This is a genomic window from Isoptericola sp. NPDC055063, assembly GCF_053608125.1.
This window is the reverse complement of the sequence record NZ_JBSGUW010000018.1, coordinates 81,453-95,390: the sequence shown is the minus strand read 5'-3', so window position 1 is coordinate 95,390 and position 13,938 is coordinate 81,453. Positions and strand designations below refer to the sequence as shown.

General features: G+C 75.4%; 18 protein-coding genes. 11 read left to right on the top strand and 7 right to left on the bottom strand.

Features of this window, described 5'->3' with window-relative positions; translation table 11 throughout:
• Nucleotides 1–203: 203 nt before the first annotated feature.
• Together ACWF41_RS19640 and ACWF41_RS19635 are read left to right on the top strand one after the other, a co-directional pair.
• The gene (locus tag ACWF41_RS19640; RefSeq protein WP_380326676.1) at nt 204–1,130 is read left to right on the top strand and encodes an aldose 1-epimerase family protein; all 927 of its coding nucleotides are present in this window, start codon (nt 204–206) and stop codon (nt 1,128–1,130) included.
• Nucleotides 1,131–1,273: 143 nt separating this feature from the next.
• On the top strand, nt 1,274–1,876 hold the full coding sequence (locus tag ACWF41_RS19635; RefSeq protein ID WP_380326673.1) for a GDSL-type esterase/lipase family protein: 603 nt from the start codon (nt 1,274–1,276) through the stop codon (nt 1,874–1,876).
• Between the two features lie 3 nt (nt 1,877–1,879).
• Here the strand turns inward: ACWF41_RS19635 and ACWF41_RS19630 are convergent, their stop codons facing one another.
• The 3 genes from ACWF41_RS19630 to ACWF41_RS19620 are packed head-to-tail and all read right to left on the bottom strand — an operon-like array spanning nt 1,880 to nt 3,667.
• Nucleotides 1,880–2,302 carry a PNPOx family protein gene (locus ACWF41_RS19630; RefSeq protein ID WP_380326671.1) on the bottom strand — a complete coding sequence of 141 codons (423 nt, stop codon included), beginning with the start codon at nt 2,300–2,302 and terminating at the stop codon, nt 1,880–1,882.
• 4 nt (nt 2,303–2,306) lie between these two features.
• Nucleotides 2,307–2,834 (bottom strand): mycothiol transferase, encoded by a 528-nt coding sequence (locus ACWF41_RS19625; RefSeq protein ID WP_380326668.1) that lies wholly within the window; start codon nt 2,832–2,834, stop codon nt 2,307–2,309.
• 32 nt (nt 2,835–2,866) lie between these two features.
• The gene (locus tag ACWF41_RS19620; RefSeq protein WP_380326665.1) at nt 2,867–3,667 is read right to left on the bottom strand and encodes a DUF4097 family beta strand repeat-containing protein; all 801 of its coding nucleotides are present in this window, start codon (nt 3,665–3,667) and stop codon (nt 2,867–2,869) included.
• 156 nt (nt 3,668–3,823) lie between these two features.
• Between ACWF41_RS19620 and ACWF41_RS19615 the strand changes: the two genes are divergently transcribed.
• The gene (locus ACWF41_RS19615; RefSeq protein ID WP_375791718.1) at nt 3,824–3,898 is read left to right on the top strand and encodes a 50S ribosomal protein bL37; all 75 of its coding nucleotides are present in this window, start codon (nt 3,824–3,826) and stop codon (nt 3,896–3,898) included.
• Nucleotides 3,899–4,009: 111 nt separating this feature from the next.
• On the opposite strand, the gene rsrA is transcribed toward ACWF41_RS19615, so the two are convergent.
• Genes rsrA through ACWF41_RS19600 form a run of 3 tightly spaced genes read right to left on the bottom strand, consistent with a single transcriptional unit; the run spans nt 4,010 to nt 6,181 of the window.
• Complete coding sequence (gene rsrA / locus ACWF41_RS19610) at nt 4,010–4,291, bottom strand: mycothiol system anti-sigma-R factor (RefSeq protein ID WP_380325002.1); 282 nt, start codon at nt 4,289–4,291, stop codon at nt 4,010–4,012.
• Complete coding sequence (locus ACWF41_RS19605; RefSeq protein ID WP_380325005.1) at nt 4,288–5,166, bottom strand: sigma-70 family RNA polymerase sigma factor; 879 nt, start codon at nt 5,164–5,166, stop codon at nt 4,288–4,290. Before ACWF41_RS19605 ends, rsrA begins: the two co-directional genes overlap by 4 nt.
• 49 nt (nt 5,167–5,215) lie before the next feature.
• Nucleotides 5,216–6,181, bottom strand: a complete 966-nt coding sequence (locus tag ACWF41_RS19600) for a helix-turn-helix domain-containing protein (protein ID WP_380325008.1) — start codon at nt 6,179–6,181, stop codon at nt 5,216–5,218.
• Between the two features lie 93 nt (nt 6,182–6,274).
• Here ACWF41_RS19600 and ACWF41_RS19595 point away from each other — a divergent pair, with 93 nt between their 5' ends.
• The 7 genes from ACWF41_RS19595 to ACWF41_RS19565 all read left to right on the top strand — a co-directional run bounded on the left by ACWF41_RS19595 (nt 6,275) and on the right by ACWF41_RS19565 (nt 12,114).
• Complete coding sequence (locus ACWF41_RS19595) at nt 6,275–6,421, top strand: hypothetical protein (RefSeq protein ID WP_380325011.1); 147 nt, start codon at nt 6,275–6,277, stop codon at nt 6,419–6,421.
• Nucleotides 6,422–6,511: 90 nt separating this feature from the next.
• Complete coding sequence (locus ACWF41_RS19590; RefSeq protein ID WP_380325014.1) at nt 6,512–7,045, top strand: DoxX family protein; 534 nt, start codon at nt 6,512–6,514, stop codon at nt 7,043–7,045.
• 72 nt (nt 7,046–7,117) lie between these two features.
• The gene (aroA, locus tag ACWF41_RS19585; RefSeq protein WP_380325017.1) at nt 7,118–8,485 is read left to right on the top strand and encodes a 3-phosphoshikimate 1-carboxyvinyltransferase; all 1,368 of its coding nucleotides are present in this window, start codon (nt 7,118–7,120) and stop codon (nt 8,483–8,485) included.
• Complete coding sequence (gene rsgA / locus ACWF41_RS19580) at nt 8,485–9,522, top strand: ribosome small subunit-dependent GTPase A (protein ID WP_380325020.1); 1,038 nt, start codon at nt 8,485–8,487, stop codon at nt 9,520–9,522. The genes aroA and rsgA overlap by 1 nt, the downstream gene beginning before the upstream one ends.
• A gap of 74 nt (nt 9,523–9,596) precedes the next feature.
• Entirely contained in the window at nt 9,597–10,091 is a 495-nt protein-coding gene (locus tag ACWF41_RS19575) for a MarR family winged helix-turn-helix transcriptional regulator (protein ID WP_380325023.1), read from the top strand.
• Nucleotides 10,088–11,545, top strand: coding sequence for an MFS transporter (locus ACWF41_RS19570; protein ID WP_380325026.1), 1,458 nt, complete (start codon nt 10,088–10,090; stop codon nt 11,543–11,545). Before ACWF41_RS19575 ends, ACWF41_RS19570 begins: the two co-directional genes overlap by 4 nt.
• On the top strand, nt 11,542–12,114 hold the full coding sequence (locus ACWF41_RS19565) for a hydrolase (RefSeq protein WP_380325029.1): 573 nt from the start codon (nt 11,542–11,544) through the stop codon (nt 12,112–12,114). The genes ACWF41_RS19570 and ACWF41_RS19565 overlap by 4 nt, the downstream gene beginning before the upstream one ends.
• Before the next feature lie 16 nt (nt 12,115–12,130).
• Here ACWF41_RS19565 and ACWF41_RS19560 read toward each other — a convergent pair whose 3' ends face one another.
• Nucleotides 12,131–12,892 (bottom strand): RibD family protein, encoded by a 762-nt coding sequence (locus ACWF41_RS19560; RefSeq protein ID WP_380325032.1) that lies wholly within the window; start codon nt 12,890–12,892, stop codon nt 12,131–12,133.
• A 102-nt stretch (nt 12,893–12,994) separates the two neighbouring features.
• On the opposite strand from ACWF41_RS19560, the gene hisN reads away from it, so the two are divergent.
• Nucleotides 12,995–13,816, top strand: coding sequence for a histidinol-phosphatase (gene hisN / locus ACWF41_RS19555; protein WP_380325035.1), 822 nt, complete (start codon nt 12,995–12,997; stop codon nt 13,814–13,816).
• The last annotated feature ends 122 nt before the right edge of the window (nt 13,817–13,938 follow it).

The window sequence follows — 13,938 nt, the reverse complement described above, 5'->3', positions numbered from 1 at the left end:
GGGGGGGGGGGGGGGGGGGGGGAGAAAAAAAAGGGGGGGGGGGGGGGGGAGAGCTTTTTTTTCTCCTTCTTCTCTTTTTTGGGTGGCTCCTCTTGGGCGGCGGGCGCCCCGGACCCCTCGCGCGCGAGGGGACGTGTCGTCAGATCTGGCTCCCCTACGCTACGTCGCCCGCAACGATCCGGCGTGCCGACTACGGTGTGAGCGTGAACACCGCAGAATCTCCCGTCGTCCCCGCCCCGTCGGGACGACAGTTCCGCATCGCCGCCGGCGAGCACCGCGCCACCATCACCGAGGTCGGTGCGATGGTGCGCGAGTACGCCGTCGGCGGTCGCGACGTCTTCGTCCCCTTCGCCGAGGACGAGCCCGTCCCCGTCTTCAACGCCGCCGTCCTCCAGCCGTGGCCGAACCGCCTGCGCGACGGCGCCTACGTCGTCGACGGCGTGACGCACCAGGTCGCCGTGAGCGAGCCGGACCGCGGCACGGCCCTGCACGGGCTCGTCTGCTGGTACCGATGGACGCCGGTCGAGGTCGCCGACGACGCGGTGACGCTCGAGCTCGCCCTGCCGGCGCAGAAGGGCTGGCCGTTCCAGCTCGTGCTGCAGGTGCGCTACTCCGTGTCCGAGGCGGGCCTGGAGGTCGTGACGCGCGCCCGCAACGTGGGCACCGGGACCGCGCCCTACGGCGTCGGCTTCCACCCCTGGCTGTCGACCGGCGGCGCAACGCTCGACGCGTGCACCGTGAGCCTGGACGCCACGACCCACGTGACCGTGGACGACCGCCTGCTGCCCACCGGCACCGAGGCCGTCGCCGGCCCCTACGACCTGCGGCAGACCCGGTCCATGGCCGGGCTGGACCTCGACGACGCGTGGGTCGACGCGACCCGCGACGACGCCGGCCTCTCCTGGGCGCGGCTCGGGTGCCCGGACGGGCGCACGGCGGCCATCTGGATGGACGGCTCGATGGACTGCTGGCAGGTCTGCTCGGGCGACCACATCGCCGGCTACGAGCGGTTCGGCCTCGCGGCGGAGCCGATGAGCTGCGTCGCCGATGCCTTCAACACCGGTGACCGGCTGGTGCGGCTCGCGCCCGGCGACGAGCACGTCGTGCGCTGGGGCGCCACCCTGCTCTGACCTGTCAGGGCCACGGGCACGTATACCTCGCTGTGGCCCTGACAACTCGGGAGGGCCGCGCGGCGTGGGATCCTGCCACCCGGCCGGGCCGCGGGCAGAATGGCCGCGCAACTGCGAGACAGGACTTGGACGGTGAAGGCTCTGTGACCCAGACCGAGGTGCGCATCTGCGTCGTGGGCGACGAGCTCAGCGTGGGCGTCGGGGACGCCCGCGCCCTGGGGTGCACGGGCCGCGTCATGGCGCGCACCCGGTTCGGGCGGCCGGCGATGGCGTTCACGCTCGCCGTGCCCGGCGAGACCAGCTCGGCGCTCGGCGCGCGCTGGCAGGCCGAGACGGAGTCGCGGTTCGGGCCGGAGGACACCTGCGAGAACCGCCTCGTGGTGGCGCTCGGGCGGCACGACGTGGCCTCGTCGCTCTCCGTGGCACGCTCGCGGCTGAACCTCGCGAACATCCTCGACGTGGCCGAGACGAGCCGGATCCCGGCGTTCGTCGTCGGGCCGCCGCCGGGCCGCCCGGAGGACGGCGGCCGGATCGCCGAGCTGTCCGCCGCCTTCTCGGACGTCGCCAGCCGGCGCCGGGTGCCGTACGTCGACACCTACACCCCGCTGGCGCAGCACGAGCAGTGGCTGGCCGACCTCGCGACGAACGGCACCACCTACCCCGGGCAGGCCGGCTACGGCCTCATGGCGTGGCTCGTGCTGCACACCGGCTGGCACTCCTGGCTCGGGCTGCCCGCCGACGAGTGAGGGTCAACCCCTCGGGGTGCCGGACGGCGCGGTGCGCAGCAGCCGGAACTCCCGACGGCGCAGCAGCCGGAGCACGAGCCGCGCAGGGAAGCCGAAGGCGCGCCGCCCCGCCTCCGTCGGGTAGGGCTCGATCGCGACGACCCGCCGCACCCGGCCGCGCACGAGCAGCTGGCAGCCGCCCGCCGCGACCACGTTGCGGTACCAGCTCACGTCCTCGCCGTACGTGAGCTCGGCAACGAACCCGCCCGGCACGGCCGCCACGATGATCGGCGTCTCGTACACGTTCCCGGTCGTGCGCCCGACGTGCCGCACCAGGGAGAACGGCCCCCGGCCGGACCTCGCGACCCGCGTCGTCCAGCGGTTGAGGGTGTGCTGGAGCAGCCACAGGAACCGGCGCCGGAGCGCTCCGCCACTCGTCCCCGCCACGGCTTCAGGCGCCCGCCCGCTCGGCCAGGCCGCGCACGTACGCGGCCTGGCCGACGTGCTGCAGGTCGTCGCCGACGACGCTGACGAGCCGCACCCCGAGGGTGACGGGCGGGTCCCAGCGGGTGTCCACCACGCGCTCCAGGTCCGCTGCCGTCACCGTCGTCAGGTAGGACGTCGTCGCGGCGTGCACGTCGTCGAGGTAGCCCCGCAGCGTCGCGGCGTCGGCACGGACCGCCGCGACCTGCTCCGGCGTGTGGCCGTAGCCCGTGTCGGCGACGTCGAACGCCAGGCCGAACTTCTCGGCCCAGCCGCCCGCCGTCCAGCGCTGCTCGACGCCCGCCACGTCCGCCACGTGGTCGTCCTGCACCCGCGTCAGGTGCCACACGAGCCAGGCGACGGTGTTCGCCTCCGGGACGGGGCGGTACCCCAGGACCTGGGCGGAGGCGCCCCGCAGCACGCGGCGGCCCTCCCCCACGATCCGCTCGAAGGCGTCGGTCAGCAGGGCGACGTGGGGTGCGGACGGTGCGGTCATCGGTCCTCCTCGCCGACGCCCGCGGGCGTCGGTCAGCGACGGTCGACGGTGACGTGCGCGGACGTCACCGTCGCGGACAGGTAGGCGGCGCTGCGGCCGTCGGCGGGCTGCTCGCCGTGGTCCACGACCAGGGTGGCACCCGCGCTGGGGAGCACCGAGCCGTCGAGGACCACCTGACCGGACGCGCCGCGCACCTTGAGGTTCACGGGGGTGCCGGCGGGCAGGCGCAGGTCGATCGCGCCGGAGACGGTCTTGGCGGTGATCATCGGGCTCGCCTGGGTGGCCGTGACGGTCGCGGCCCCCGACACCGTGCTCAGCGAGACGCGCGCGAGGGCGCCCGAGAAGGCGATCGAGCCGGCCGCGCTCGAGCCCGTCACGTCGCCCGTGTGCTCCTGCGCCGACATCGCGCCGGACACCGTCTTGAGCGACATCGGGCCCGTGGTGCCGGTGGTGCGCACGGCGCCGGACACGGTCTTCACCGCGACCCTCCGGCCGCCCGTGACCTCGACGTCCGCGCCGAGCGTGCCGACGTCGACCGCGCCGTCCGCCGGCACGACGACGCGCACGACGGCGCGCTCGCTCTGGCGCGGGTTGCGCAGCTTGGCCATCACCGAGTCGAGCACCGAGGACTCGTAGCCGACGCGCAGCCGGTCCCCGTCGCGCACGACCTGGAGCGGCTTCGCCCCGACCTCGATCATCTCGATGCGCACGCCGGTGGCCGCCGGGTCGGCGACCACGTCGGCGCGCCCGTCCTGCAGGCGGAGCGTCACCCCCGTCGCCTGCTCGACGTCGATGGTCTGCGGGGCGGCGACCGCCCACGACTCCGTGCTCATGAGACTCCCTGTGCTGCTCGGGCTGTGCTGGGTACGGGACCACCCTGGCAGAGGCCGGCGCGACGGCGGATCGGGGATCCCCCGGATTCCGACCCCGGGCCTCCGGTGTGGGACCATGGGCCCGACCCCTCGTCCATCCTTCGTGAGGAGACCACTATGAGCAAGCGCGGTCGCAAGCGTCGTAGCCGCAAGGGCAACGGCGCGAACCACGGCAAGCGTCCCAACGCCTGACACGCCGAGGTAGTACGAAAAACGCCGAGGTAGTTCCGGCGGTGGCGTGGCCCCTGGCCACGACCCCATCGGAACTACCTCGGCGTTTTTCGTACTACCTCGGCGCAGCCGCTACTGCACCGTCGACATCACGGTGAGCTGCGCGTGGATGCGGACGCGGAGGGTCTCCGGAGCGCGCTCGGAGCAGGACCGCCGGACCAGCTGCTTGACGAGCTCCTCGATGCTCAGCTCCGCGAGGCACGGGGAGCAGTGCGCCACGTGCGCGCGCATCCGCTGCTCGTCCTCGGGGGTCATCTCGGAGTCGAGGTACTCGTTGAGGTGGACGAGGGCGTGCTCGCACTCGTTCTCACCCTCGGCACGCTCGTGCGGGATGGGGGTGACGGGGTCGGTCATGACGCTCCTCCACGAGCCGGGACCAGGCCACGCTGTGCGGCGTAGTCGGCGAGCAGCTCGCGCAGCTGCCGGCGCCCGCGGTGCAGCCGGGACATCACCGTCCCGATCGGCGTACCCATGATCTCGGCGATCTCCTTGTAGGGGAAGCCCTCGACGTCGGCGTAGTACACGACCATGCGCCGGTCCTCGGGCAGCTCCTGCAGCGCGCGCTTCACGTCGGAGTCCGGGAGCCGGTCGAGCGCCTCGGCCTCGGCCGACCGCAGTCCCTGCGACGTGTGCGACGCGGCGCGGGCGATCTGCCAGTCCTCGACGTCCTCCGCCTGGGACTGCTGCGGCTCGCGCTGCTTCTTGCGGTAGCTGTTGATGAACGTGTTGGTGAGGATGCGGTACAGCCAGGCCTTGAGGTTCGTGCCCGGCTTGTACTGGTGGAACGCGGCGAACGCCTTGGCGAACGTCTCCTGCACCAGGTCCTCGGCGTCCGCGGGGTTGCGCGTCATGCGCAGCGCGGCGGAGTACAGCTGGTCCAGGTACTGCAGGGCGTCGGCCTCGAAGCGGGCGGCGCGTGCCGCGCTGCTCTCTCCCTCGGGGGCACGTTCCGTGTCCTCGGGGATCTCCTCGCTGTCCGGGGAGCTCCCGGTGCTCCCGTGCAGCGGGTCACCGCCTGCCGGGTCCAGATCCTGGGTCATCACCGTCGAGCCTAGTCCAGGCACGGGGAGGGGTCCTCCGATCCACGGGGTCTGCTGGCTGGTGCTGCCGGCCGCCCGGCGCGGGGTGCTCGCCGTCAGGGCGTCGGCCGGGACGGCGAACAGCCGCACGGACTCGTGTCCGGCGTCGGGGACGGCCGCGAGGGCCGTCGGCGAGGTGCGGGTGTTCACGTGAGTGCCAACCGCCGCGGCCCTCCGCGCATTCCCGCCCCGGGCGGGCTCAGGACGCGACCGGGGCGGCGAACCGGCGGCGGTAGGCGACGGGGCTGGTGCCGAGCTGCCGGGCGAAGTGGTGGCGCAGCACGGGGGCGCTGCCGAACCCGCACACCCGCGCGACCTCGTCGATGGGCGCGTCGGTCGACTCCAGCAGCTCCTGCGCGCGGGCCACCCGCTGCCGCGCGAGCCAGGCCGCGGGCGTCGTGCCCGTCTCCTGCCGGAACCGGCGGGCGAAGGTCCGCTCCGACAGGGCGGCGCGGCGCGCCAGGCGCGCCACGGTGTGCTCCTCGGCGAGGTGCTCGCGCATCCAGGAGAGCAGGCCGGCGAGCGACTCCCCCTCGCGCGGCAGCGGGTCGACGACGAACTGCGCCTGCCCGCCCTCGCGCTGCGGTGGCACGACCATCCGGCGGGCGACGGCGCGGGCGGCGTCCGGGCCCACCTGGGACCTCACCAGGTACAGGGCCGCGTCGATGCCGGCGGCGGTGCCCGCGCTGGTGAGCACCCGGTCGTCCTCCACGTAGAGGGCGTCGGGGTCGACGACGGCGGTCGGGACCTCGGCCGCGAGCCGCTCCGTGTACATCCAGTGCGTGGTGCACCGTCGGCCGTCGAGCAGGCCCGCCCGCGCGAGGGTGAACGCGCCCGAGCAGATCGCGAACAGCCAGGCGCCGCGCTCGTGGGCGGCGCGTAGCGCGTCGAGGTAGGCCTCCGGCAGCGCGCCCTCGCCGGCGTCGTCGATGCCGTAGGCGACGGCGACCACGAGGTCCGCGTCCTCGAGCGCCTCGAGACCGTGCTCGACGACGACGGGGAAGCCGCCCTTGGTCATCACGGGGCCGGGCTCGGGCGCGCAGAGGGTGAAGTCGAACGCCGGGCCGCCGGTGTCGGTGCGGTCGATGCCGAACACCTCGTACGCGACACCGAGCTCGAACGGCGCGACACCCGGCACGACGACGGCGGCGACGGTGCGGATCATGCGACCAGCGTCCCACGGCGATGGCGGGATGTCGATGCATCCTGGCACTTCTGCCACTCGTGGCAGGAGTGCGATGCACGAAGACTTACTGCCATGACCACGATCCTGCTGATCCTCGCCCTGCTGCTGACGGCCACGTACGCCGCGCGCCTCGTCCGCACGGTCCGCCGCGACGGGCTCGGCTCGCGCCGGCCGCCGCGGTCGCACCCCGACTGGTGGGAGGGTGCGCCGCTCGCCTGACCCGCCTCCCCCGGGCGGGGACGGACCGCACGCGGCGGCGCGCCCGCCGGTCGCCGCGCATGCCGATGGCGCCTCTGCCACAGTGGCCCCATGCTGTTGCGCCGTATCGCCCGCCCCCTCCTCGCCGCCCCGTTCGTCTACGACGGGATCCAGGCGGCACTGCACCCGGCCGAGCACGTGGACGCCGCCCGGGACGGCGCCGCGCTGGTCACGGACGCCGCCGGCGCCGAACCGCTCAGCGACCGCCAGCTCGGGCTGCTGGTCCGCGCGCACGGCGCCGCGACGGCCGCCGCGGGGCTGCTCCTCGCCGTCGGGCGCACCCCGCGCACCGCGGCCCTCGCGCTGGCCGCCCTCACCGCGCCGCTCGCCGTCGCCCACCAGCCGTTCACGAGCAAGGGCGCCGAGCGCAGCCTGCGCACCGCCGCCTTCGTCAAGGACCTCGGCAAGGTCGGGGCCGCCGTGATCGCCGGCATCGACCTCGAGGGCCGCCCGGGCGTCTCCTACCGCGTGCACCAGGCGCGCGAGCACGCCGCCCGCACCGCCGAGGCGAAGGCCAAGACCGCGAAGGCGGCCGCCAAGGCCGAGGCGGCGACCGTCCGGGCGAAGCTCTCCGAGGCCGCCTGAGCCGCCCGCGGACGCCCTGCGACGAGCGAGACGCCGCGGCCGGTGACCGGCCGGTGAACTAGCCTCGGTGCCATGACAGCCGCCGTGCCGCCGCACCCTGCCCCCGCCGCCCACGACGCCGGCGGGCCGGTCGACGACGGCTGGGCGGCACCGGTCGCGACGGGCCCGCTGGACGCGACGGTCGAGGTGCCGGGCAGCAAGTCCCTGACGAACCGCCTCCTCGTGCTGGCCGCGCTCGCCGACGGCCCCGGCACCCTGCGCGGCGCGCTGCGCTCGCGCGACGCCGACCTCATGATCGGCGCCCTGCGCGCCCTCGGCGCCCGCATCGAGGAGGACGGCGACCCGAGCACCCTGCGCGTGACGCCCGGCGCGCTGCGGGGCGACGTGGACGTCGACGCCGGGCTCGCCGGCACCGTCATGCGCTTCCTGCCACCCGTCGCCGCCCTGGCCGCCGGACCGGTGCGGTTCGACGGCGACCCGGAGGCCCGCGTCCGGCCGATGCTCCCCGTCCTGGAGGCGCTGCGCGCGCTCGCCGTGCGCGTCACCGACGCCGCCGGCGACCGGCCCACGCACCTGCCCTTCACGGTGCACGGCACCGGGCGGGTGGCGGGTGGCGCCGTGGACGTCGACGCGTCCGCGTCGTCCCAGTTCGTCTCCGCGCTGCTGCTCGCGGGGGCGCGCTACGAGCGCGGGCTCACCCTGCGGCACATCGGCACCACGCTGCCGAGCCTGCCCCACATCGCGATGACCGTGGCCACGCTGCGCGAGGCCGGGGTCGTGGTGGACGACTCCCGCGACGGCATCTGGCAGGTCTCCCCCGGGCCGGTCGCGGCGCGCGACGTGCGCGTCGAGCCCGACCTGTCCAACGCGGCCCCGTTCCTGGCCGCCGCGCTGGTCGGCGGCGGCACCGTGCGCGTGCCCGGCTGGCCGGCCGACACCACCCAGCCCGGCGGCCTGCTGCCCGACCTGTTCGCCCGGCTCGGCGCCGACGTGCGCCGCGACGGCGACGTCGTGAGCGTCAGCGGCACCGGCGAGATCCGCGGGGTGGACCTGGACCTGCGCGCCGCGGGCGAGCTCGCGCCGACCTTCGCCGCGCTGGCCGCGCTCGCCGACTCCCCCAGCCGCCTGCGCGGCATCGCCCACCTGCGCGGGCACGAGACCGACCGGCTCGCCGCGCTCGCCACGGAGATCACGCGGCTCGGCGGGCAGACGGAGGAGACGCGCGACGGGCTCGTCATCACGCCGCGCCCCCTGCACGGCGGGCTGTTCCGCACGTACGCCGACCACCGCATGGCGACCTCGGCCGCGGTCCTGGGGCTGCGCGTGCCCGACGTCCGGGTCGAGAACGTCGCGACCACCGCCAAGACGCTGCCCGGGTTCGACGCGATGTGGCTGCGCATGCTCGGGCCGGCCGCGGGCGCGCGCGGGGTCGAGGCCTGATGGCCCGGCGCGCCGTCGACGAGCACGCGCAGTTCGCGCGCCCCTCGAAGCGCGGCTCGCGCCCCCGCACCAAGCAGCGGCCCGAGCACGCCGACGCCGTCACCGGGATGGTGACCGGCGTCGACCGCGGGCGGTACACGCTCATGGTCGACGACGGCACGCCGGACGAGCGGACCGTGCTCGCCATGAAGGCGCGCGAGCTCACCCGCACCCGCGTCGTCGTCGGCGACCGGGTCGACGTCGTGGGAGACACCTCGGGCGAGGAGGGCACCCTGGCGCGGATCGTGCGCATCCAGGACCGGTCGTCGGTGCTGCGCCGGACGGCGGACGACACCGACCCGTACGAGCGGATCGTCGTCGCGAACGCCGACCAGCTCGTCGTGGTCACGGCGCTGGCCCAGCCCGAGCCGCGGACCGGCATGATCGACCGCTGCGTCGTCGCCGCCTACGACGCCGGCATGGACGTGCTGCTGTGCCTGACCAAGTCCGACCTGGCCGACCCGGCGCCGCTGCGCGACCTCTACACACCGATCGGTGTCGAGGTCGTCGTCACCCGCCGCGACGACCCGGCCAGCGTGGAGACCGTCCGCGAGCGCCTCGCCGGCCGCACGTCGGTGCTGGTGGGGCACTCGGGGGTCGGCAAGTCCACGCTCATCAACGCGCTCGTGCCCGACGCCGACCGCGCCACCGGCGTCGTGAACGACGTGACCGGGCGCGGCCGCCACACGTCCACGTCCGCGGTGGCGCTGCGGCTGCCCGTCGGGCCGGACGGCGGTCACGACGGCTGGGTGGTCGACACCCCGGGCGTCCGGTCCTTCGGGCTGGCGCACGTCGAGACCGACCAACTGCTGCAGGCGTTCGAGGACCTCGCCGAGGTCGCGGCGGACTGCCCCCGCGGCTGCACGCACCTCGCCGACGCGCCGGACTGCGCCCTCGACGACTGGCTCGCGGCGTCGTCCGACGACGAGCGCCCCGCCCGCGAGGCCCGCGTCGCGTCGTTCCGGCGCCTGCTGACCGCGCGCCACTCGGCCGACTGACCTGCCCACAACGTTCAGGACGATTCGTCAGGCAAGACTTGTCAGTCTGGGCTGATGAGTTCTACCGTGGAGGGGTGCCCGCCTCCCCTGCCCCCGCCCCGCGCCCCGACACGGCGGCCGACGCCGCCCGCGAGCTGCGCTCGCTCGTCGGCCGGCTGCGCCGCCGGTTCATCGAGCTGAGCGACAACCAGGAGCTGACCCCGTCGCAGACGGCACTGCTGTCGCGGCTGGCGAAGCACGGCCCCGCGTCGCCGAGCGCGCTCGCCGCCGCCGAGCGGGTGCGGCCCCAGTCGCTCGGCGCCACCCTCGGCGTCCTCGACGTGCGCGGGCTCGTGCGCCGCGACCCCGACCCCACCGACGGCCGCCGCCAGGTGGTGTCCCTCACCGACGACGGCCGTGCGTTCGTCGACGGCCGGCGCTCGGCCGGGCAGGAGTGGCTGACCCGCGCCCTGCAGGAGCGGCTCACCGGCGAGGAGCTCGCCACCGTCTCGTCCGTGCTGGCACTCCTCGACCGCACGCTGCTCGACGACGCCGACGCCGCGCTCCCCCGGGGGGCCGCCCGCCCGTGACGCTGCTGCACCGCTCCGCCTCCCGCCCGGCCACCGCCGCGCCCGAGGGCTACGACACGCGCCTCACCCTGCCGCTGGCGCTGGGCTCGCTGCTCAACCCCATCAACTCGTCGATGATCTCGGTGGCCCTCGTGCCCATCGGGATCGCGTTCGGCGCCCCGGCCGCGCAGACGGTCTGGCTGGTGACGGCCCTCTACCTGGTGACCGCGGTGGCGCAGCCCGTCGTGGGCCGGGTGGTCGACCTCGTCGGGCCGCGACGCCCCTACCTGGTGGGCACGGCGCTGGTGGGGGTCGCCGGGCTGCTCGGCGCGTTCGCGCCCACGCTCGGCCTGCTGGTCCTCGCCCGCGCGCTGCTCGGGCTCGGCACCTGCGCGGCCTACCCGGCGGCGATGTCGCTCGTGCGGCGGGCCACCGACCGGTCCGGCGAGGGGCGCGGCACCGCCGCCGTCCTCACCGTCCTGGCGGTGACGAACCAGGTCGTCATGATCGTGGGGCCGACGCTCGGCGGACTCCTCGTGGGGCTCGGCGGCTGGCGCGCCATCTTCCTCGTCAACGTCCCGCTCGCCGTCGCGTGCCTCGTGCTCGGGGGCCTGCGCCTGCCCCGCGTGCCGGGCACCGACCTGCCCATCGCCGACGGCTCCGCGCGCGCCTCCGTAGCGACCCGCCTCGACGTGGCCGGCGTGGCCCTGTTCGCGGCGGCGCTCACCTCGATGATGCTGGTCCTGGTCGGAGCGACGCCGTGGTGGGTGCTCGCCGTGACCGCCGTCGCGGGCGCCGCCTTCGCCCGCCACGAGCTGCGCACCGCGCACCCGTTCATCGACCTGCGGCTGCTGGCCGGGAACCGCCCGCTGCTGCTCACCTACGCCCGCGCCTTCCTCACGGCCACCGCCACGTACGCGTTCATGTTCGGGTACGTGCAGTGGCTCGAGCAGGGCCGCGGCCTCGGCGAGGCCGCCGCCGGGCTCCTCATGCTGCCGACGTCGGTCGTCGCGGTCACCGTGGCGTCGGCCACCGGCCGCCGGGCACCCGTCCGTGCCGCGCTCCTCGTCGGGGCGGCGTCCCTGCTCGCCGGCGGCGCCGTCCTCGCCGTCGTGCAGCCCGACAGCCCGACGTGGGTGCTCGTCGTCGCCGGGGTCGGCATCGGCGGCATGCAGGGCCTGTCCGGCCTCGCGAACCAGAAGGCCCTCGCGCAGCAGGCGGACAGCGCGTCCGTCGGCGCCGCCGCAGGCCTGCTGCGCACCTTCATGTACATCGGCGCGCTCGTCTCCACGGCGGCGATCGCCGCCCTCTACTCGGGCGGACCCACCACCGCCGGCCTGCACGACCTCGCCCTGGCGATGGTCGGCTGCGCCGCCGCCGTCCTCGTCCTCACCCTGGTCGACCGCTCCCTGCGGCGCCGGCCCGCCTCCCCCACGACCCCGTCCGTCCCCACCCCCGGAGAGATCCCCGCATGACCTTCACCGCCCTGGACCCCCGCACCGCGCTCGTCGTCGTCGACCTGCAGGCCGGCATCCTCGCGATGCCCGTGGAGCCGCACCCCGCCGACGCCGTCCTCGCCCGCAGCGTCGAGCTCGCCGGCGCCTTCCGCGCCCGCGACCTGCCCGTCGTCCTCGTGCGCGTCACCGCGGCGCCCGACGGCGCGGACGCCGTGCCCGGCCGCACCGACGCCCCCCGCGGCGGCGCGCGCCCCGACGGCTGGGACGTCCTGTCCCCGACGCTGCACACCGCCGCGTCGGACATCGTCGTGACCAAGCGGAACTGGGGCGCCTTCTACGGCACCGACCTCGACCTGCAGCTGCGGCGGCGCGGCGTGACGCAGGTGGTGCTGGCCGGCATCGCCACGAGCATCGGCGTCGAGTCCACCGCCCGCGCCGCGCACGAGCACGGGTACCACGTCTCCCTCGTCACCGACGCCATGGGCGACCGGTCCGCCGAGGACCACCGCCACTCCACCGAGCGCCTCTTCCCGCGCCTCGGCGAGTGCGGCACCACCGCCGAGCTGCTCGCCCTCGTGAGCGCCTGACCGTCCGCCCCCGACCTCAGTCCCGGACGACGTCGTACCGGGTCCAGGTGCTGCCGTCCGGGCCCCGCTCGACGGAGCGCACCCGCAGCGGGACGGCCGCCTCCCCCGATGCGAGCGGCGGCCCGTCGACGAACGTCGGGGTGTCGCGGCCGCCGACCAGGGCGGGGAAGACCACGACGTGGACCTCGTCCACCAGCCCCGCGCGGAGCATCGCCCCGTGCAGCCCCCCGCCGCCCTCGACCACCACGGCCCGCGCACCCAGGACCGCGCCGAGCCGGCCGACCGCCCGGGGAAGGTCCACCCGTCGGTCGCCCGCGACCAGGTAGGGGACGCCCAGCTCGCGGAGGCGGGCGAGGTACCCCGGGGGCGTGGCGCGACAGACGAGCACCAGGAGCGCCGTGCGGTCGTCGCCCGTGTACTCCCACTCCACGCGGCCCCGGCCGTCGACGACGACGAACCAGCGCGGCGCGCGGCGGGGCAGGTGGTCGGCCACGTCGGGCAGGCCGTCGCCCTTCACGGGCGCCCACGGCGACGGCGCGTCCGGGGCGACGAACGTGCCGCTGCCCTCCAGGGCCACCGTGGGCGCGTGCTCCTCCTCGATCCAGCGGTGCCGGCGCTCGAGGAGCCCGGCGACGTCGGGCGGCCACACCGACTCCCAGCGGCGCCGGACGTCGGCGTCGAGCAGCCGTTCGGCCGGCGCCGTCGTCACGCGGCCGTCGACGCTCGCGGTCGTGCACAGCACGACCCGGGGACGCGCGCCCTCCGCTGCGGGGGTCATGCGGCCACGCTAGGCGCCCACCCCGACACGGCCGCGGCCCGGGCTCGTCCGCGCACCGCGCGCCGGGCCCGCGCGGCGCCGCCGGACCGCTACCGTGTGACCGTGTCGTACACCCAGCCGTCTCCCAGCCCGACCAGCGGCCCCGCGCGCACGTACGAGGACGACCTGCGCCTGGCCCACGTCATCGCCGACCAGGTCGACGCCATCACGATGTCCCGCTTCAAGGCCCTCGACCTGCGCGTGGAGACGAAGCCCGACAACACCCCCGTGAGCGACGCCGACCGGTCCGCCGAGGAGTTCATCCGAGCGCAGCTGCACCGGGCGCGCACGCGCGACGCCATCGTCGGCGAGGAGTACGGCTCCGCCGGCAGCGGCGCCCGGCGCTGGATCATCGACCCGATCGACGGCACCAAGAACTTCGTGCGCGGCGTGCCCGTCTGGGCCACGCTCATCGCGCTGGCCGACGGCGACGAGGTGGTCATGGGGCTCGTCTCCGCACCCGCGCTCGGTCGTCGCTGGTGGGCCGCGAAGGGCTCCGGCGCCTGGACGGGCAAGTCGCTCGCGTCGGCGTCCCGCCTGTCCGTCTCCGGCGTGAGCACCCTCTCCGACGCCTCGTTCGCCTACTCGTCGCCGACCAGCTGGGAGGCGCACGGCAAGCTCAACGGCTTCCTCGACCTCACGCGCGAGGTCTGGCGCAACCGCGGGTACGGCGACTTCTGGACGTACATGCTCGTCGCCGAGGGCGCCGCCGACATCGCCGCCGAGCCCGAGCTCCAGGTCTACGACATGGCCGCCCTCGTGCCCATCGTCACCGAGGCCGGCGGCCGCTTCACCGGCCTCGACGGCGCCCCCGGCCCGTGGCACGGCAACGCGCTGGCCACCAACGGCCACCTCCACGACGAGACCCTCGTCTACCTCGGCTGAGCCCCTCGTTGTGAGCGGGGGTTTTGGCCCCTTTTCCTCTTTCGACAGAGGCCCACAACCACTCCCCAAACTCTCGGGGGGGGGGGGACTGGGGGGGTTTGTTGGGTTGTTCCAACGTAAGC